The sequence below is a fragment of the Acidiphilium sp. C61 genome, from assembly GCF_905116885.1.
Taxonomy (GTDB): domain Bacteria; phylum Pseudomonadota; class Alphaproteobacteria; order Acetobacterales; family Acetobacteraceae; genus Acidiphilium.
The window spans coordinates 858,822-876,487 of record NZ_CAJHNI010000005.1 but is presented as its reverse complement, the minus strand read 5'-3'; the positions used below and the strand labels follow the sequence as shown (position 1 = coordinate 876,487).

The window sequence follows — 17,666 nt, the reverse complement described above, 5'->3', positions numbered from 1 at the left end:
CTGCCGGATCTGATACCGGAATGAGAGTGAAGATGTTTCAAGCGGAACGTGGTCTCAGCACTTCCTGTCTCCCGCGCCTGCCGGGCTTGCGCCATGTCGTATGGCTTATCCCTGCTCTGGCGCTGGGCGGCTGCATGTCGGGCCATGGCCTGCAAACCGGCGGGCAGCCTGCGCCCTCGCATGCCGCAACATCCGCAAGCGCGGTAGCACCAGCATCCGGTCCCGGCCTTGGGAACGGCTATTCGAATTACGGGCAGCCTCTGACGAAAGTCGGCTTCCTGCATCTGACCCTGGGCAACACACTCTATCGGCCGCTCGCGGATGGCGGGCGAACCTCGATCTATGTCGCGCCAAGTGGCCAACTCACCATGCGGCTGGTCGGCGCTGATGGTCGTGTCGTCGATGAGGCGGGCGTCCAGTCGGTCAATTCAAAGGATGCGTGCTGGAGCCTGAAAGGCAAGCAGCAGCCGTTGTGCTTTTCACCCTACTGGAACGGCCGTCTGATGACACTGCGATTTGTCGACGCGCACGTCCTGCCGGCGCAGTTTCTGGTGGAGCGCGGCCAGCATCTCTAGAGCACTTTCCGATCCTTCTGGATCGGATGTCGTGCTCGATCATATCGATAAAAAGAGCAACTCTATCCGATCAGATGACTCCGTCTGATCGGGTAGAGTTGCTGCAGTGATCAATACCACAGAGCATGGCATCCGATCCGATGGGATCGATACATGCTCTGTCGTGAACCGTATCCAGCGCAAAAAAAGCGCCCGGGCGGTTGGCCCGGGCGCGTCATGTTCGCCGGAAACCTCAGAAATTATATTCGAGGTAGAAACGGCTGCTGAAGTAGGGGTTGTTGTAATGCGCGGTTCCCGTATAGCCCGCCCGGTTTTCCGCGACGGTCACGTCGGTATCTTCCGCCACCGAGAGCCCCTTGAGGATCGAGGACAGATCGTACGACGCATTCGCGTCCAGCGCCCAGAGTTGCTGGTTCGGGATGTAGTTGGCATTCGGGAAGCTGTAGGGGCCGGCATAGCTCGTATAGTTTTGTGCATCGCCGCCATAGCCGTAGCGGACGAGGTAGCGCACATACGTAACACCAACCTTCAGCTTCTTGTTGAGGAAGTCGTAGTTGGTCGTCACACCATACGCATAGCCCGGCCCGAGATTCGGAACGCCGTTCTGCATCGTGTCGGTGAAGCTCGTGCCGGTATTGTCGTTATACGGGTGGAGCACGCCGCCATGATGGAACGAGTTGTATTCGGTCGGCGCATAGTTGCCGATCAGCGCGATGCTGCCGTCGCCGAACGAATAGCCGAGCTTGGCGCCGTACAGATGGGCATTGATCGAGTTCGAGCTGTTGCTGGTGAACGCCATGATCCTCGAAGCATTGCCAGCCGAGTTGCCTTCGGTCAGCGCCTGCACCGAGCCGAAAATGGCCTGGCCGTTGGCAAGCGGCTGGACAAGGTCGAGCTGCCCATAGACGAGCTGCGCGTACTGGTAGAAGTCGTAATACCACGCCTGCGCCGTCAGCTGGGTCGAGCCCACATCGCCATGATACCGCGCGCCGATCGCGATGAAGCCGTTGGTCGGCTTGGTGCCGGAATAGCGGTTGTTGGCGACAAAGGAGCTGGAATAGCGGCTTTCATAGGTGAACATCCGCGTCATGAAGACGCTGAACGCCGCCGGATCGCCATCGAGGCTCAGCGCCCCGGCATCGACCTTGTTGGAACCATCGCCAAGCACGTTCACGACACCGGCAACGCCCATGAAGGCGCGCGGGTTGAACGTGTAGTAATCCTGGTTCGCATAGGGCGTCTGGATCAGCTGGCGGCCGAAGCGGATTTCCACTTTCGGCGTCTGATACTGCAGATAGGCCTGGCGAAACGACTGGATGCCGTAATGCGAGCCGGTGAGTTCACCGTCATAATGCACCCGGTCGCTGGCGTTGTTCTTGCTGTACAGGCCGAGCGACTGCGCGGTGTACCCGCCGAGGCCGACGCTGAACCCGTCGAACGAGCCGGTATGGGCGATCAGATGCCCGCCGATCGCGAAGGAGTGCGTGCTCTTGCTCGAATGACCGTTATTGCCATAGTCGAAGTGGATCGCGCCGACCATGCCCTGGAACGTGGTCTGCCGCAGCGCGTCGCCGAGGCTTTGCGCGTGCGCCAGCGGTGCGAGACCGAAAAGGCTGATCACGCCCGCGGCGCATGCGGCGTGGCGCAGCTTCCGCGTCGCAGACCGGGCCGGGGCATTGCCCGCCTGGTTGCCGATGTTTCGCATTATGGTTGGACCTCCATGTTGAAAGATTTTTTTGCTGGCGAAATCCGCGCCGTGCGCACGGATCCGGCCCGCCGCTTCGCCATCTGCGGCGGGTGGACGGTGGCGATGGCCGCGCCAGGCCATGCCGCGTGGAATACGCGCTGATGCTGTGCCGCGCGCAGGTCTCCGCAAACCCGAGGCTGTCGTTCAATTGCCGCAACCGGCATCGTTCCGTCCCTGTCTGTTCTCCGTGCGGTGCGCTCTGACTGTCGCTTGCACGAATTATTTTTACTCTTTAAGAAACCAGTAGAGAGGAGCGTTTTCAATGTCAAGAAAGATTCATGGTGTCGGTTTCGAGCCCGGCGGGGCACGATGATCCGGCCGCCAGGGGAGGGGGAATGACCCGGGCGCGCGTGAATTCGGCACTGGTCCGGCGCATCAACTCGGCGCGGCTGTTCCACATGATCCGGCAGAATCCGGGCATCTCGCAGCAGAAGCTCTCGCAGATTTCGGGTATCGATCCCGCGACCATCTCCATCATCATCAGCAATCTCGAATCCGGCGGCATCGTCCGTCGCGACACCGAGGCGCCGACCGGGCGCGCCGGTCGGCCGACCACGGCGCTCAGCCTCGATCCCCGTGCCGGCTATCTCGCCGGCATCGGCGTCGAGCCCGATGCCATCCGCATCCTGATCTCGACGATCGACGGCGCTGCCTGCAGCGATCTCGTCGTGCCCGGCAGCACCTCTCCCGAGGATGCGATCACCGCCGTGCGGGGCGGCATAACCGCCGCCCTGCGCTCGCTGCGGGCGCCGCGCAGCACGCTGCTCGCCGTCGGCGTTGCGGTACCGGCGCTGGTTACCACCGGCGGCCGTGTCGTGTTCGCCCCGAATATCGGCTGGCGCGACCTCGATCTGGCCGGCACGCTCACGGCACGGATCAAAGTCCCCGTCCGCGTCGAAAACGACGTCAAGGCCGCGGCCCTTGCCGAGCATCTGTTCGGTGCCAGCCGCGACATTGCCGATTTCATCTATGTGATGGGCCGATCCGGCATCGGCGGCGGCCTCTACCTGATGGGCGAGCTCTATCGCGGCCCGCACGGGCTCGCCGGTGAAATCGGCCACATGAAAATCGTTCCCGGCGGGCGTCCGTGCGGCTGCGGCGGGCGTGGCTGCTTCGAGGCCTATGTGTCCGAACGCGCGATCCTGGGCGATCTTGCCGCCCGCGGCCATCGCGCGGCCGATGTCGCGGCGGCGCGCCAGGCCTGCGAGGCCGGCGATGCGGTGGCGCGGTCGGTCATGGCCGAAGCCGGCCGTCATCTCGGCCTTGGCCTTGCGAACCTGATCAATATCATCAGCCCGCGCCGGATCGTGCTCGGGGGCAGCCTCGCGCAGCTCGCGCCATTCCTGCTGCCCGCGGCGATGGAAACCCTGGAAGCCAACGCACTCGCCGCGATCTACCGCGATGTCGAGATCGTCGTGTCCGAAATGAGCGCCACCGCGGCGTCGATGGGCGGCATCGCGCTGGCGCTGCAGCAGTTTCTCGATGATCCGCCGGTTCGCCTCGATCGCGCGCGACCCATGATCGCGTCGTGAACGATCGCCCGGATAATCAGTCATGCCGCACGCGCGCATGCCGTTTCCCGTTGCCTCCCGATACCGGCGCCATTCTTGTGCGCCGTGACTCTTACAAATTACTGTCAAGCATTCGTAACCGGGGCAGAATCCCGGGCGATTTTGTTCAAGCCTGGTGGGCGCGGGCCCTGAGCAGATCCGGGAGATAGGGGACGGCGGCCTGATCGGGGACGTGGAGGCGATCGCCGAGATAGTCCCAGAACGAGAAGCCGAGCCTGGTTGTGGTGCGCATGAGGCCGAGGAAAGCGTCGCGGCAGTCGCGGCCGAGGACGGCCTGGGTGCCGCCGCTGATCTTGCGCCTGGTCACGTGCAGGCGGATGTCGCGCTCGGAGCCGTTGGTGTGGAGCGGGATCTCCGGGCGGTCGAGCACGGTCAGCAACTCCGCCTTGTTGGCGTGCAGGCGTGCAAGCAGGCGGTCGAGAGTGGCAAAACCGGTGCGTCTTCGGAAGATGCGATCGAAGCGGACGCGCAACTCGCTTCGGCGTCGTCGCGTGGGATCGGCACGGTAGGCCTTGAGATCGGCGTAAAACCACCAGATCAGATTGCGGACATGCGCCTGCGCGGCCCGATGTCGCTCGGTGAAAGTGTCGAGCCTGTGCACCAATCGTTCGGCGTGGACCCAGCACAGCGCGTGCCTGCCGACCACGAACTGTCCGGCGTCGTCGCTGACGATGACGGTGTCATTCAGGAACCCGTGGTCCCGGACGGCACCCCAGAGCGCACCTTCGGTGGCGATCCGGACCGGGTCGGGATGGACCTTGAGCACGCTGATGCCAAGCCGCTCCAGATGCGCCTGCCAGGCCGCATGATCGGCGAACTCTTTCGCCGCGGCGTCGGCAAGAGTGCGGATCACCGGGCCAGCGAGCGCGCGCCCGCGCATGTAGGCGAGTGCCGCGTCGTTGACGACATAGTCGGTGTGCCCGGCCCGCAGCAGGTCGAGGAAGTTCAGCCGGCTCTTGCTCTCCCTCGTGCCGAACCAGGCGAAATCGTCATTGCCGACATGGGTGCAGAACCCGTTCCGCCCGGCATGCCGCGCGCCGGTGTCGTCCACCGTCACCCAAGCCGCTGTCGCAAGTCCCGCCCGCAGGACGTCGCGGCTCTCCGCAAGGAAACCCTCCTGTCCCTCGATCAGCAGCCGCAGCACCTGCCGCTTGGAGATCGCCACCCCAAAGGCCCGCAACTGCGCCGTCAGCCGCTCCACCGTCACCTGCCCCTGGTGATGCAGCATCAGCACGAAGCGTCGCAGTTCCGCGCCGAAATGCCCCACCACCCCCGACGGCAGCGGCGCAACGATCGTCCGGCCCGCCGGCGTCACCCACCGCTCCCGCCGGTAGCGGATCGCTCGCGCCCGCAGAACCAGATCCTGAACCAGAAAACTCTCATATCCCTTGAACCGCGAGCCCGCCGGTGCATCCGCCGCGATGACCCGCTCCTCGATGCCAATCCGGGGCGTGAATTTGCCCCGACCTTTGCCGCCCGGCGCCCGCGTCGGCGACGTCGCGCGCTCCATCCCGCTCGGCCGGCTCGGCGGCTTGATGTCGGGAGGGCCTTTAAGCCCCTTCAGACGCGCGACCTCCTCACGCAACGCCGCAATCTGACGCGCCTGCTCCGCGTTCTCCGCCAGAAGCTGAAGCACCATATGCTTCAGCTCACTCGCAGGCAGATCATCAAAGTCGGACGGCTCGGTCACCCAAAGTTTGAATCAGTCCCAACCGTGACCGCGCAAGCAAAAAATCATTCCCCGCCCGGACTTTTGCCCCGGTTACAAGCATTCCGGTTAAGTCACCGACGGTCAAGCAAAAATAGCCGGATTACCGGGGCGGCGAACTAACCCGCGACCAGTGTTGCAGATTTGCAAAGCTCCCGGTGCGCCAGGAGTTCGTTGATAAAACGCATCGAATAAGTCTAAATCCCTGATTTTTCGCTTGAAACGGAATGTTGCTGCATTGCAACGCGAAGCACGCGCCCGCCAGCACCTTTCGGGTTTCCACAAACCCGAAAGGTGCGGTCAGCTCTCTTGCGCGGCCGACTCGCCCGACCGGATCGCCCCTTCGATGGTCGAGGGCAAGCCTGTCGCGGTATAGTCGCCGGCGAGTTTCAGGTTAGCGAGTGCGGTGCGTGTGCCGGGCCGCCGGGCAAGCTGCGCCGGCGTTGCGGCAAAGGTCGCGCGTTTTTCCTTTACCACCCGATAGGGCGGCATCGTCCGCGGCAGCCCGAAACCACGCCGGAGATCGGCCCAGACCTCGGCGGCGAGTTCGTCCGTGTCCTGCCCGAGCCGGTCATTGGCCGCGCTGATCGTGACCGACACGACCTCCGATTTCTCGAACACCCATTCAGCGGTGCCGCCGACCAGCCCGTAGAACCCGGCCGGCCCCGGAGCGATTCCAGCGCGGAAATGCAGGTTGACGATCGCCTCGTGCATCTGCGGCACCGCGAGCCCGGGCAGCAGTTCGGCCGCGACCCAGGGCGGCGTCGCCAGTATGACCGCATCCTCCGCGCCGATGATCTCATCGACATTCGGGCCGGCGAGGCCGCTCACCCGCCCATTCGCCATCGTCAGCCCGGCAATGCGCGCGCCGAACCGCAATTCGGCACCGCGTGCGCGCAGATAGGCGAGGGCGGGATCGACGAAGCTCTCCGAAAGCCCGACCTCCGGCATGCGCGGCATGGTCGCCGCACCGCCGCGCGCGAGGCTCTCCCGCACCACGGCCGCCAGCGGTGCTGCGGAGGCGATGTCCGGTTTGGTATTGAGGGCGGCGATCGCCAGCGGTTCGAGCAGCCGGTCATACAGCATGCCGAGTCCGCCCAGCATTCCGACGACGAGATCATCTTGTCCGGCACGCTCCAGCCGGCGGAGTGCGAGATAGTCAAGCGGATTCGTCCCCGGCACCCGCCAGTCCCGGCGCAGCACCCACCAGGGCAGCTTTCCGTGGTTCAGCCGTAGCGTCCAGGCCTGGCCCGAGGCGAGATCGATGAACGGAAACAGCGGCCGGTCCGGCCCGGTCAACGTGTTCTCCGCGCCGATCCGGCGCAGATAGGCCATGGTGTTGCGGTTGCCCGACAACAGCAGGTGATTGCCGTTGTCGATCCGGCAGCCGAGGGCGGCGTCGTCATAGGAGCGGCAGCGCCCCCCCGCCCATTTCGCCGCCTCGTAGAGCACGACCTGCCGTCCCTGCGCGGCAAGGGCGGTCGCGGCGGACAGTCCTGCCATGCCGGCGCCGATCACATGGACGCGGCTCATCGTCGCCGGTCGGTCCGGATGATAAGCTCGGCGGCAAGGCGCAGCTTGCGCCAGGCGGGCAGGCTCGGCCGACGCTCAGGATGGGCGAAGCCCGACTCGCGCATCACGCCGAGCAGCGGCCGATAGGCGTCCGCCATCATGCGCGCCGGCAGCACCGCGCGGCGATCGCAGCCGCGCATCGCGGCCTCGGCCTCGGCGAAATGCTGCTCCGCCAGCCCGGCGATCTCGGCCATCGCCCGCTTCAGTCCCGGATCGGCCAGCAGCGTTGCCGGATCGGCGGCCGCCCCCGCGGCCTCCAGCGCCTCGCGCGGCAGATAGATCCGCCCCCGCGCGGCATCCTCGCCGACATCGCGCAGGATGTTGGTCAGTTGCAGGGCCCGGCCGAGATGATGCGCGACCCTGTCGCCCTGGGCCGAAACCTCGCCGAACACCCGGATCGACAGCCGCCCCACCGCCGAAGCCACGCGGTCGCAATAAAGATCGAGCATGGCCATGTCGGGTGCGATGATCGGCGCGCCGGCATCCATCTCCATCCCGTCGATGATCGCGTGGAAATCCTCCCGCCGCAGCGCGTAGCGCAGCGAGGCATCGCGCAGCAGGCGGGTGACCGCGTCATCGCCGCCCTCGGGCAGCGCGTCGATCCGCCGGCGCCAGGCATCCAGCCCGTCGCGCTTGGCTGCGAGCGGCGCCTCCTCGTCGGCGATGTCGTCCACCACCCGGCAGAAGGTGTAGATCGCATACATCGCGGTGCGGCGCGGCGCCGGCAGCACGCTCATGCCACGATAGAACGAGGTGCCGGCGGCGCGCGTGGCGGCGGCAACGGTCGCGGCATCCTCGGCGAAAAGAGTGGGATCGGGCGTCATCAACATCACAGAAGCAACATCACACAAGCAATATCATACAAGCCTGGCCAGCCCGGCGAGCACGGCGCCCGCGGCATCGCGCCGGAGCAGCTTCACCCGCCCGGCCAGCGGGTCTTCATTCGATAGCCGGCGATGCAGCCGGCGGGCGAGGCCGACGATGATCGCGGTCTCGATCCGCAGCCCGCGCGCCATCACGAAGCCCGGCAGATGCGCCGCCTTCGCGTTCAGCTCCGCCGTCCTTTGCAGCATCGCGTCGAACACCGAGCGCAGCGCCGGCGGTGTCGCCGCGGCGGTGACGGCATCCGGCCCGAGCCCGACCGCCTGCAACCAGTCGCCCGGGATGTATGAACGGTCGAGAGCGTTGAAATCCTTCGCGCAATCCTGAAGGTGGTTGAGCACCTGCAGGCTGGCGCACAGCGCATCGGAGGCGGGCCAGCTCTGCCTTCCCTCGCCGTGCAGGTCGAGCACGTAGCGGCCGACAGGTGCCGCCGAGTATCGGCAATACTGCATCAGCTCGTCCCAGCTCGCATAGCGCGTCTTGGTTGCATCCTGCCGGAACGCGACCAGCAATTCGCGGGCATGGACGGAATCGACCTTTGTCGCCGCCAGGCTCTCGCGCAGCCGCGCGGCCGAGGGGGAACGCGCCGGATCGTCGCCATCCAGCACCGCCTCCATCGCGTCGAGCCGGGCGATCTTTTCCGCCGGCGCCAGATCGGGATGATCGGCGATGTCGTCGGCATTGCGGGCGAAGGCGTAATAGGCATGCACATGCCGGCGCAGCCCGGCGCGGATCAGCCAGGAGCCGACCGGAAAATTCTCATCGCCCCGGTCCTTGCCCGACGCCTGCTCGATGCTCGCGGCTTCACTCATCCGCCGGCACCGTAATCGCGGTTCTTCCAGGCCGCGCCGGTGCCCCGCCAGTATCGCAGGGCAGAAGCGAACGTCGCCTCCATATAGACCAGCGCGATCAGCGGCAGCGCCAGCGCCCAGTACCAGCCGCGGCCGTAGCGCCGCAGCGTCGGCTGGTAGCTCAGCACCGCGAGCAGGGAGGCGATCAGCCCGCACAGCGCAGCGTCTTCGTCACCGGAGAAAAGCGCGATCGGCGGTACGAGCCACACGATCGCGAGCCCCACCAGCGTCAAGGCGAGCAGCAGCGCAGAATAGCGCAACTGGGTGAAGGCGGTGCGCGAGATCATCGCCCGGATATCGGCAAGCCGCCGATAGGGGCGGATCGAGCGGGCGAGGCCGGAATGCCCGAGGAACACGGCACCGCCGCGCTTGATCCGGCTCGCCAGTGTCACGTCGTCGATCAGCGCGCCGCGCATCTGCGTGAGGCCGCCGGCCCGCTCCAGCGCATCGCGCCGGATCAGCACCGTGCCGCCGGCCGCCGCGGCGGTGCCATCGAGCGGGTCGTTCACCCGTGCGAACGGGTAGAGCATCTGGAAGAAATACACGAAGGCGGGAACCAGCGCGCGCTCGGCCGCGCTCTCGCAGTTCAGCCGCACCATCTCGGAGACCAAGTCGAGCCGCGCGCCGCGCTCCGGCCTTGCCAGCCGGGCCACCAACGTCGCGAGGTGCCGCGGATCGTGAACGATATCGGCGTCGGTGAACAGCAATACCGGCGCCGTGCCTTGCGCCACGCCCTGCTCCAGTGCCCAGAGCTTGCCCGACCAGCCGGCCGGCTTGTCGCCGCCGCGCAGCAGCACGAAACGCTGATCGCCCTCGGCCGCCCGCGCGGCGATGTCGCCGGTGCCATCGGTGCTGCCGTCATCCACCAGGATCACCCGGAATTTCCCGTCATACTCCTGTGCGAGCAGCGAGCGCACCACCGGCGCGATGGTCTCCGCCTCGTCGCGCGCTGGCACGACGATGTCCACCGGCACCGTTGCCGCCGGAAGCGCTGGGGCGAGTTCCGGCCCGCTCTGCCAGAACTGCCCATGCAGCAGATAGAGATAGATCCACGCCAGCAGCGCCAGCACCGCAACGAAGGTCATGAAGCCGCTCCCGCGGGGTCGAAGGCGAGGCTCGGCAGCTTACCGCGCCGGCAGAAATCGGCCAGCGCATCGCGCATTGCCGCTTCTGCCGGGCGGGCGCGATAGCCAAGCTCCCGCTGTGCCTTGTCCGAAGAATAGAACATCCGCTTGCGGGCCATGGTCAGCATGTCACGTGTCATCAGCGGCTCGTGGCCCGAGATCCGCGCCCAGGCCTCCATGAGGGCGGCGACCGGCATCAGCGGGCCGATCGGCAGCTTCACCCGTGGCGGCGGCTTGCCGGCCAACCGGGTGATCATCCGCCCGATCTCGGAGAGCATCAGGTTCTCGCCGCCGAGGATATAGCTCTCGCCGCGCCGCCCATGCGCCAGCGCGAGCAGATGGCCCTCGGCCACGTCATCCACATGCACGATGTTCATCCCGGTCTCGACATAGGCCGGCATGTGGCCCCGCGCCGCGTCCAGCACCATGCGGCCGGTCGGGGTCGGCTTGATGTCGCCCGGCCCGACCGGGGCGGCCGGGTTGACGATGACGATATCCAGCCCTTCGCCGACGAGACGCTTCACCGCCAGCTCGGCCTCGTATTTCGAGCGTTTGTAGGGGCCGACATGATCCTCCGCCGCATGCGGCGTCGCCTCGTCGGCCGGGCTGCCATCCTTGGTCAGGCCAAGTGCGGCGACGCTGCTGGTATAGACCATGCGACCCGCCCCGGCAGCTTGCGCCGCGCGGAACAGGGCAATGGTACCGTCGATGTTCACCGCCCGCATCGCCGCCGGATCGGGTACGTAGAGACGATAGTCCGCGGCCACGTGAAACACGTGCGCGCAGCCCTCGACCGCCCGGGCGAGCGACGCTGGATCGGTGAGATCGCCGACCACTCGTTCGCCTGGCACCTCCGCGAGGTTGCTCATGTCGCTGGACGCGCGATGCAGCAGCCGCAGCCGGGTCCCCTGTCGCGCCAGCGCCCGCGCCACGGCCGCGCCGACGAAGCCGGTCGCGCCGGTCACCAGAACCGGCCGGTCGTCGGCGGGGCGGGCAGAAGCTGCGGAAGGGAAGGAAGAATCGTTGCTCATGCCTGCCATCAAGAAAGCCTACCAAGGCCATACTTGATCGGCCGCGCCGAAGCAAAGTGCCGCTCGCAACGACAGACGATACCCCAAACCGCAACAATCTGCTAAGGGGGCGCGATTGGGCGGTCCACGAGCCGCCGCCACCTGCCGATTTTTATCCCGCCGGGAGTGCGAGAAACCAGTGCTGCGATCACCATCTGCCCAGCCTTCCATGCGGAGCCCGCGCGCGTGATCCGCCGCCTTGGCATCTGGCCCACGGTCTTTGGCCTGGTCGGGCTGCTGCTGTTCACTGGCACCATCGCCTGGTTCGGTTGGGGCGATGTGGCCCACGCGCTCGAACGGGTCAGCCTCTCGGGCTTCGCCGCCTATCTCGGGGTGCAGATGGTGATCATCGCCGGGCTGGCCGTGGCCTGGCGTCTGTTGCTTCGCCGCCGCCACGGCGGCAGCTTTCTCCTGCTCTACTGGGGCCGGATGGTGCGGGACTCGGCCGGCGAATTCCTGCCCTTCTCGCATGTCGGCGGCTTCGTGATCGGCGGCCGGGCGATCGCCCTCGGCGGCGTTGCCTTCGCCGACGCGGCGGCCTCGACCCTGGCGGACGTGACGCTGGAATTCCTCGCCGAGCTGGTGTTCGTCGCCATCGGCGTGGTCCTGCTGATCGCGCTGGTGCCGCACAGCGACCTCGTATGGCCGATGAGCATCGGGCTCGGCGTCGCGTTCGCCGCCGGCGCGATCTTCCTGCTGATGCAGAAGGGCATGAGCCGCCTGTTCCGCGGCCTCGCGATGCGGATTGCCGGCCAGTCCGCCGATGCCGCTTCCATCGGGATCGGTCGGCTGCAAGCGGCGCTGGATGCAATCTATGCCCGCCGCCGCCGCCTGGTCGCCGCCTCGTCGATGCACCTGCTTTGCTGGTTCGGCACTGGCATCGCCTCCTTCGTCGCCTTCCGCGCCCTCGGCCAGAACATCTCCCTCCGCGATGCCCTCGTGATCGAGGCGCTGCTGCACGCGATCCTCTCGACCGGTTTCTTCATCCCCGGCCGCCTCGGCGTGCAGGAAGCGGCCTACACGCTGCTCGGCGCCGTGTTCGGCATTCCGCCGGACATCGCGCTCTCGGTCTCGCTGCTGCGGCGCGCGCGCGACCTCGTCATCGCGGTGCCCGTCCTGCTCGCCTGGCAGGGGATCGAAGCACGCCGGCTGCAACCGGTCTCCGGCGAACTGCGCTGACCGGCGGGCTTGTCCGCCACGGCGCGCCGTCCCATGTCCTGAACCGCATCCACCAGGAGGATACCCGCCCATGCATCTGATCGGCTTCATCATTCTCGGCCTGATCGCCGGCTGGATCGCGAGCCATATCGTCGACAACGCCGGCAAGGGCCCGGTTCTCGACATGGTGCTCGGCATCGTCGGCGCGCTGGTCGGTGGGCAGATCTTCATCACCCTCGGTTTCGCGCCGGGCGGCGGATTTCTCTACAGCCTGTTCGTCTCCGTGGTCGGCGCGGTGATCGTGCTGGTCGCCTATCACGCGCTGCTGGGCCGCCGCCGGCTGTGATTTTCCTGTTCAATACAATCTGAAGTTGTTATATCCTCCGCGCCATGCTGGCGCGGAACGAACATATCTCAGACCGGCCAATGGGCAGGCTCGTCCGGCTCGACGGTCTGCGCGGCGTGCTCGCGATCTATGTCACAGCGGGTCACATGATCCCGTTCTTGCCATTGCCGCCGCTTGCCATGCGCCTCGCCCAAGCGTTAGCCAGTCACGGTCTTGCCGCGGTTGAGCTGTTCTTTGCCCTGTCGGGGCTGGTGATTGTGCAATCCCTCGCGCGGTTCGGCGGAGATCGGCGGCGATTCCTCGCGGCGCGGGCGCGGCGGCTGCTGCCGGTCTATCTCGTCGTGCTGGCCGGCGCCGCGGTGCTGATGCTCGCGGCCGGCTCGCCCTACGGCGCCATGAACTGGATCGCGCCGCATGCTCCAGCGCGGGCGATCTGGCCCGCGGGTCCGCCACCGCATCCCGGTCTCGAAGTGCTGGCCCATCTTGCCTTTGTGCATGGCGCGCTTCCGCATGCGGCGCTGCCCGATGCGCCCTATGCCCTGCTCGGCCCGGCCTGGAGCCTCTCCACCGAATGGCAGTTCTACGCTGCGATCGCCATCTTCGCCTGCGGGTTCGACGGCAGCGATCGCGCGCTCGTGCGCCTCGCCCTCAGCTTCGTTGCGCTGGCGGTGCTCGCCAGACTCTACGCTTCCTGCGTGCCGCTGCCCTGGCGTTTCAGCCGGGCGTTTCTGCCGAACGAAGCCGTCTATTTCGCCCTCGGCATCGCCGCCGCGCGATTCTGGCAGGGCGGGCGCGCAGGGGAGGGGGCCGGGCGTTTTTTCGCAGCCCTCCTGATCGTCGCCATGGCGCTCGGCGCCACGCATGGTGCGGGCTGGGGCAGGGTGGCGAAAGCCCTGCCGCCGCTCGGCTGGGCGGCGGCGATCGCGGCGCAGCGCTTTCCTGCCTCGCGGCCGCTCCGGCCGCTGGCACGCGCCCTCGGTGCCCGCCCGATCCTGTGGCTCGGGCTGGTCTCCTACCCGCTTTATCTGGTCAACGAACCCCTCGGCCGGGCGCTGGCGCTCCTGCTCGGCCCCCGGCTTGCGGGTCATCCCACCCTGTTCGGCCTGCTCTGGGGCGGAGCGACGCTTATCGGCTCGCTTCTCCTCGCCGCAATACTGCATTACGGAATCGAGCGCTCCCCGCCGGCCCGGCGGCGACGGGTCACCCCGCCGGTTGCGGTGCCGGCAGCAGGGGAGGCGTAGGCGCCGCGGTGCCGTGCCGCACCCAGCCGAGCGAGCCGATGGCGGCGCATTTGCGGCATGTCGGCTGCCAGGCCTCGTGCTCGGTCTCGCAGGATTTGCAGATCCAGGCACCCTTGCCGCCGCTCTGCCGTTCGTGCCGCTCGGCTTCGCCGGTCAGCCTCGCTGCGCGGGCGGTGCGCGCCAGCAGGGCCTCGCTCTCGGGATGTCCCGGATTGACCGCCGCCAGCCGTGCCGCGGCAGCGGCTCGCTCCAGCGGCGCGCTTATCTCCGCGAGCCACGCCTCGCCAAGATCGGGATGCGGGGCAAGGCGCCATCCGCGCTTCAAGACCCGCTTGGCCCGCCACGTCTGCCCGGCCTTCGCCCGCGCCTGATACAAAGCAAGATAAGCTTCCGGGAGTTCCGGCGCCGCGCGCACCGCCTCCCGCGCCCAGTCGATCGCGAGCGGCTCGCCGCCTTGCTCGCGCGATGCCATGATGGCCAGCGCCGCGCGCGCCGGCGCATCGGTCGCAAGCCGGGCCGCCTCGCCGAACCGGCCCTGTCCCAGCGCGATCCGCACGCGCTGTTCGCGCAGCCAGCCCGAACTCGGATAGGACGCGGCGGCCTTGCGCGCCCGCTCGGCGGCAAGTGCGAGCCCATCCTCGTCGTCCTGCGGCAGCGGCCGTGCGGTCAGCAGGCCGCGCCAGCCGAGAAATCCGGCATCGCCATGTCTGGCGAGATCGGCGAACAGCGCCTCCGCCATCGTCGCATCGCCGCTCTGCCGTGCCGTTTCAGCACTCACGTAAAGCGGCAGCGGCGCATCGGGCGCGTGGCGCCGCGCCGTTCGCGCATGACCGGAGGCCGCGCCGATATCGCCGGCGGCAAGGGCTGCGAGCGCGCGTAGCGAGGCGGCGTCGGCGGCGTCACGCCGCGCCCGGCTCCGCTTCGCCGCCACCCGCCGGGGCAGGCCGAGCGCGCCGCGTAGCAGGCCCAGCGCCACGATCGCCACCGCGACCAGAAACACCAGCAGCAGGATCGCCACCGGCGTCGACGCGCTGGCGGCATAGCTGCCGATCTCCACCGTGACATGCCCCTGCAGGCTGGCGAGATACCAAGCGACGCCGAGCAGGACGATCGCGACGAGGCCGAAGCGGAAGGCGCGCAGCATCAGCCCTTCTCCGCCATCGCGGCCAGCGCCGTTCGTGCCGCGAGCAGGCCGGCGGCCTCGTCCGTCCAGGGCTTCATCGCCGTCGCAGCTTTCGGCGGCAGCTTCGCGAGGTCATTCACCGCAGTACCGAGATCATCGCGCGCCAGCGCCGTCCGCGCCTTGCCCAGAACGCCCTCGGCCGGGCTGCCGACCAGAACCGTATCGCCATGCCGCAATGTCACGAGGCTTTCCACCCGCGCGGTCGCCCGTTGCCAGAACCCGCCTTGCTGCGCCGCGTCGCCAGCGGCGTCGGAAGCTGCCCCGGCATAGGTCGCGAAGCTCGCCTTCAGGCCGGCAAGGGTCGGCGGCTTCGCCGTGGCATAGATGGCAAGCGCCGCGGGCGCGCCGGGAATCTCGCCGAGCGGGAGGCCGTTCTGCAGGTTCAGGCTCGCCTGCGCGAGCAGCGCGAGGGTCTTCGCCTTCGTCACCAGCGCCGGCAGGTCGCCGCTCTGCTGGCGCAGCCGCGTCACCGCCGCATGATCGGCGAGGGTGGTGGTCGAGAGTGCCGCGATGCTCGTCTCGATCTTGCCGATCCGTGCCGCGAGATCGGCGGGCAGGGCCGGTGCGGGTGTGGCGGGCGCCGGCTTGTTCTCGGCTGCGGCAACACTTGCGAGTTTCTGCTCAAGCGTCGCGACCCGGCCGCGCAGCGCGCCGATCCGCGTCGAGAGCTGGTCGATCCGGGCCGATTGCCCCGCCGCGCCGAGCTGGGCGCGAAGCAGGAAGAGTTCGCCGCCCGCAAGCAGCAGGATCGCGACCGCCGCAAGGCCGATGGCCTTGCGCTGGTTCCGGGGCGAGGCCGCCGCATCCGGTGCTGCCGCTGGTTCGGCAGCCTGGGGCTCAGGCGCTGCGGCTGGCGCCGGATCGGCGGTGGCGGAGAACTCGGGCGGGGTGTGATTCGGGTCGTGCTCGCTCATGGCAACAAGGGTAACATGTGATCCTGATCGGGTGAAACCGCGCTGCGGATCTCGCGAAATGGAAGGCGGGAGAGCGGGGCTGCCGCCGCCGGGCTGATCGCCACGCCAATCGCGCCGGCCAGCGCCCGGTCGAGCCCGGCCTCGGTGACGAGGGCGGCGAAACTGCGCGCGCTCGCGGGCGAAAATACCATCACCCGGTCGACCTCGCCGGCTTCGAGCGCTGCCCGCGCCGCCGTGTCGAGCTCTCGGGCCGGGCGCGAGCGGTAAACCACACGGCGAGTCACCCGGAAGCCGCGGCGGCGCAGATCGGCGGCGAGGCCCAGGCTGTGCCCCGCGCCACAGGCCAGCAACAGCCGCGCGCCGGGGTCGAGCTGCGCGCCCACTAGCTCCGCCAGTTCCTGCGCCGTTCCCGCGGCGCTGGCAACGGATATGAACCCGGCGGCGCGCGCCCGCGCGGCGGTGGCATCGCCCACCGCGAATAGCGGCACGGCGCGCAGGGCTGGCGGCAATCCGGGCAGCGCCTGCGCGCTCGCGACCACAATGGCGTCCACCAACGGCGGCAGCGCCGCCGGCAGCGCCTCGATCTCGAGGCAGGGGGCGAGAACCGGAACATGACCTGCCGCCCGCAGGGCGGCGGCGGTGGCGCTGCCGCCGGGTTCGGGGCGGGTCACCAATACGGTAAGCGGACCAGTTGCGCCGGTCTCAGTCAAGAAAGATGTCGGACGGGCTGTCGCGCCGCAGCGAGGCGCCGAGTTCCGCACCCAGCCGCACCGCGTCGGCAGCGTTCGCCGTCTCGCTGCGCTTGAGCAGGAAACTGCCATCCGGTCGCGCGGTGAGTCCGGTCAGATGCAGGTTGCCATCCGGCAGCAGCCGCGCATATCCGCCGATCGGCGTCCGGCAGGAGCCGTCCAGTGCGGCGAGCAGCGCCCGCTCCGCCTTGGAAACCGCCTTCGCCTCGTGGTTCTCGATCGCGGCGAGCAGTTCGGCGAGCCGCGTATCCGCCGCGCGAACCGTGATCCCGACGATTCCCTGGCAGGCCGCCGGCACCATCGCCTCCGGGTCGACCGCCGCACTCACCTCTTCCTCGAAGCCGAGGCGCCGCAGCCCGGCGAGGGCAAGCAGCGTTGCATCGAACGTGCCATTGCGCGCCGCGTCGAGCCGGGTGCGGACATTGCCGCGCAGCAGGCCGATCTGCAGGTCGGGCCGCGCATGCAGCAGCTGCGCCTGCCGCCGTACCGACGAGGTTCCGACCCGCGCGCCCTTCGGCAGGCTCGCCCAGATGTCGCCCACCTTCGCCGCGCCTAATCCATCGGCGAGGATCAACGCGTCGCGGGCGTCCTCGCGCTTCATCGTGCAGGCGAGGATGATGCCATCGGGCAGGGTGGTTTCCAGGTCCTTGAGGCTGTGCACTGCGAAATCGATTCGCCCGTCCAGCAGCGCCTCGTGGATTTCCTTGGCGAACAATCCCTTGCCGCCGATCTCGGCGAGCGGACGGTCGGTCACCCGGTCGCCGGTCGTGCTGATGATCTCGGGGGCGAAGGCATCCGGCGCGAATCCGAGCGCGGGGCAGATCTCGCGCAGCGCGGCGAGGAACATGTCGGTCTGCCGAACGGCGAGCGGCGATCCCCGCGTGCCTACCCGCAGGGGCAGGCGGCGGCCGGAATGGGGGGCGACCTTGCCGCCCGACGAGCTTTCCTGGTCCATCTCCTCTGCTTAAAAGGAAC

Annotated in this window: 16 protein-coding genes; 5 read left to right on the top strand and 11 right to left on the bottom strand. The window is 68.1% G+C overall.

Features of this window, described 5'->3' with window-relative positions; translation table 11 throughout:
- Positions 1–32 precede the first annotated feature (32 nt).
- The gene (locus tag HUW10_RS06930) at positions 33–575 is read left to right on the top strand and encodes a hypothetical protein (protein WP_174502830.1); all 543 of its coding nucleotides are present in this window, start codon (positions 33–35) and stop codon (positions 573–575) included.
- A gap of 232 nt (positions 576–807) precedes the next feature.
- Here HUW10_RS06930 and HUW10_RS06925 read toward each other — a convergent pair whose 3' ends face one another.
- Positions 808–2,280 carry a hypothetical protein gene (locus HUW10_RS06925; RefSeq protein ID WP_174502829.1) on the bottom strand — a complete coding sequence of 491 codons (1,473 nt, stop codon included), beginning with the start codon at positions 2,278–2,280 and terminating at the stop codon, positions 808–810.
- Between the two features lie 377 nt (positions 2,281–2,657).
- On the opposite strand from HUW10_RS06925, the gene HUW10_RS06920 reads away from it, so the two are divergent.
- Complete coding sequence (locus HUW10_RS06920) at positions 2,658–3,854, top strand: ROK family transcriptional regulator (RefSeq protein WP_174502828.1); 1,197 nt, start codon at positions 2,658–2,660, stop codon at positions 3,852–3,854.
- Between the two features lie 145 nt (positions 3,855–3,999).
- On the opposite strand, the gene HUW10_RS06915 is transcribed toward HUW10_RS06920, so the two are convergent.
- From HUW10_RS06915 to hpnA, 6 genes are all read right to left on the bottom strand, one after another.
- Positions 4,000–5,532: a transposase gene (locus tag HUW10_RS06915; RefSeq protein WP_236656147.1), complete on the bottom strand. Its 1,533-nt coding sequence runs from the start codon at positions 5,530–5,532 to the stop codon at positions 4,000–4,002.
- 369 nt (positions 5,533–5,901) lie between these two features.
- A complete protein-coding gene (hpnE, locus tag HUW10_RS06910; protein ID WP_174502827.1) occupies positions 5,902–7,134 on the bottom strand; it encodes a hydroxysqualene dehydroxylase HpnE in 1,233 nt (410 codons plus the stop codon).
- Positions 7,131–7,997 carry a presqualene diphosphate synthase HpnD gene (gene hpnD, locus HUW10_RS06905; RefSeq protein WP_236656263.1) on the bottom strand — a complete coding sequence of 289 codons (867 nt, stop codon included), beginning with the start codon at positions 7,995–7,997 and terminating at the stop codon, positions 7,131–7,133. Before hpnD ends, hpnE begins: the two co-directional genes overlap by 4 nt.
- 33 nt (positions 7,998–8,030) lie before the next feature.
- Complete coding sequence (gene hpnC / locus HUW10_RS06900) at positions 8,031–8,867, bottom strand: squalene synthase HpnC (RefSeq protein ID WP_174502825.1); 837 nt, start codon at positions 8,865–8,867, stop codon at positions 8,031–8,033.
- Positions 8,864–9,991 (bottom strand): glycosyltransferase, encoded by a 1,128-nt coding sequence (locus tag HUW10_RS06895; protein WP_174502824.1) that lies wholly within the window; start codon positions 9,989–9,991, stop codon positions 8,864–8,866. Before HUW10_RS06895 ends, hpnC begins: the two co-directional genes overlap by 4 nt.
- Positions 9,988–11,061 (bottom strand): hopanoid-associated sugar epimerase, encoded by a 1,074-nt coding sequence (hpnA, locus tag HUW10_RS06890; protein WP_371808620.1) that lies wholly within the window; start codon positions 11,059–11,061, stop codon positions 9,988–9,990. The genes HUW10_RS06895 and hpnA overlap by 4 nt, the downstream gene beginning before the upstream one ends.
- A gap of 225 nt (positions 11,062–11,286) precedes the next feature.
- On the opposite strand from hpnA, the gene HUW10_RS06885 reads away from it, so the two are divergent.
- The 3 genes from HUW10_RS06885 (at position 11,287) to HUW10_RS06875 (ending at position 13,845) form a co-directional block, all read left to right on the top strand.
- On the top strand, positions 11,287–12,279 hold the full coding sequence (locus tag HUW10_RS06885; protein WP_174502822.1) for a lysylphosphatidylglycerol synthase domain-containing protein: 993 nt from the start codon (positions 11,287–11,289) through the stop codon (positions 12,277–12,279).
- A gap of 70 nt (positions 12,280–12,349) precedes the next feature.
- On the top strand, positions 12,350–12,604 hold the full coding sequence (locus tag HUW10_RS06880; RefSeq protein ID WP_174502821.1) for a GlsB/YeaQ/YmgE family stress response membrane protein: 255 nt from the start codon (positions 12,350–12,352) through the stop codon (positions 12,602–12,604).
- A gap of 80 nt (positions 12,605–12,684) precedes the next feature.
- Entirely contained in the window at positions 12,685–13,845 is a 1,161-nt protein-coding gene (locus HUW10_RS06875; RefSeq protein ID WP_236656262.1) for an acyltransferase, read from the top strand.
- On the opposite strand, the gene HUW10_RS06870 is transcribed toward HUW10_RS06875, so the two are convergent.
- From HUW10_RS06870 to hemC, 4 genes are read right to left on the bottom strand one after another with little or no spacing between them, the layout of a single operon-like run.
- On the bottom strand, positions 13,805–14,989 hold the full coding sequence (locus tag HUW10_RS06870; RefSeq protein ID WP_174502819.1) for a heme biosynthesis HemY N-terminal domain-containing protein: 1,185 nt from the start codon (positions 14,987–14,989) through the stop codon (positions 13,805–13,807). The two genes, HUW10_RS06875 and HUW10_RS06870, sit on opposite strands and share 41 nt — an antisense overlap.
- Positions 14,989–15,942: a COG4223 family protein gene (locus tag HUW10_RS06865; protein ID WP_174502818.1), complete on the bottom strand. Its 954-nt coding sequence runs from the start codon at positions 15,940–15,942 to the stop codon at positions 14,989–14,991. Before HUW10_RS06865 ends, HUW10_RS06870 begins: the two co-directional genes overlap by 1 nt.
- On the bottom strand, positions 15,939–16,652 hold the full coding sequence (locus tag HUW10_RS06860; protein WP_174502817.1) for a uroporphyrinogen-III synthase: 714 nt from the start codon (positions 16,650–16,652) through the stop codon (positions 15,939–15,941). Before HUW10_RS06860 ends, HUW10_RS06865 begins: the two co-directional genes overlap by 4 nt.
- Positions 16,645–17,646 (bottom strand): hydroxymethylbilane synthase, encoded by a 1,002-nt coding sequence (gene hemC, locus HUW10_RS06855; protein ID WP_174502816.1) that lies wholly within the window; start codon positions 17,644–17,646, stop codon positions 16,645–16,647. Before hemC ends, HUW10_RS06860 begins: the two co-directional genes overlap by 8 nt.
- Positions 17,647–17,666 lie beyond the last annotated feature (20 nt).

Coding starts and splice junctions, on each gene's coding strand:
- HUW10_RS06930 (WP_174502830.1), top strand. CDS start 33: ATGTTTCAAGCGGAACGTGGTCTCAGCACTTCCTGTCTCCCGCGCCTG.
- hemC (WP_174502816.1), bottom strand. CDS start 17,646: ATGGACCAGGAAAGCTCGTCGGGCGGCAAGGTCGCCCCCCATTCCGGC.
- HUW10_RS06870 (WP_174502819.1), bottom strand. CDS start 14,989: ATGCTGCGCGCCTTCCGCTTCGGCCTCGTCGCGATCGTCCTGCTCGGC.
- hpnA (WP_371808620.1), bottom strand. CDS start 11,061: ATGAGCAACGATTCTTCCTTCCCTTCCGCAGCTTCTGCCCGCCCCGCC.
- HUW10_RS06865 (WP_174502818.1), bottom strand. CDS start 15,942: ATGAGCGAGCACGACCCGAATCACACCCCGCCCGAGTTCTCCGCCACC.
- HUW10_RS06920 (WP_174502828.1), top strand. CDS start 2,658: ATGACCCGGGCGCGCGTGAATTCGGCACTGGTCCGGCGCATCAACTCG.
- HUW10_RS06895 (WP_174502824.1), bottom strand. CDS start 9,991: ATGACCTTCGTTGCGGTGCTGGCGCTGCTGGCGTGGATCTATCTCTAT.
- hpnC (WP_174502825.1), bottom strand. CDS start 8,867: ATGAGTGAAGCCGCGAGCATCGAGCAGGCGTCGGGCAAGGACCGGGGC.
- HUW10_RS06925 (WP_174502829.1), bottom strand. CDS start 2,280: ATGCGAAACATCGGCAACCAGGCGGGCAATGCCCCGGCCCGGTCTGCG.
- hpnE (WP_174502827.1), bottom strand. CDS start 7,134: ATGAGCCGCGTCCATGTGATCGGCGCCGGCATGGCAGGACTGTCCGCC.
- HUW10_RS06880 (WP_174502821.1), top strand. CDS start 12,350: ATGCATCTGATCGGCTTCATCATTCTCGGCCTGATCGCCGGCTGGATC.
- hpnD (WP_236656263.1), bottom strand. CDS start 7,997: ATGACGCCCGATCCCACTCTTTTCGCCGAGGATGCCGCGACCGTTGCC.
- HUW10_RS06875 (WP_236656262.1), top strand. CDS start 12,685: ATGGGCAGGCTCGTCCGGCTCGACGGTCTGCGCGGCGTGCTCGCGATC.
- HUW10_RS06915 (WP_236656147.1), bottom strand. CDS start 5,532: ATGGTGCTTCAGCTTCTGGCGGAGAACGCGGAGCAGGCGCGTCAGATT.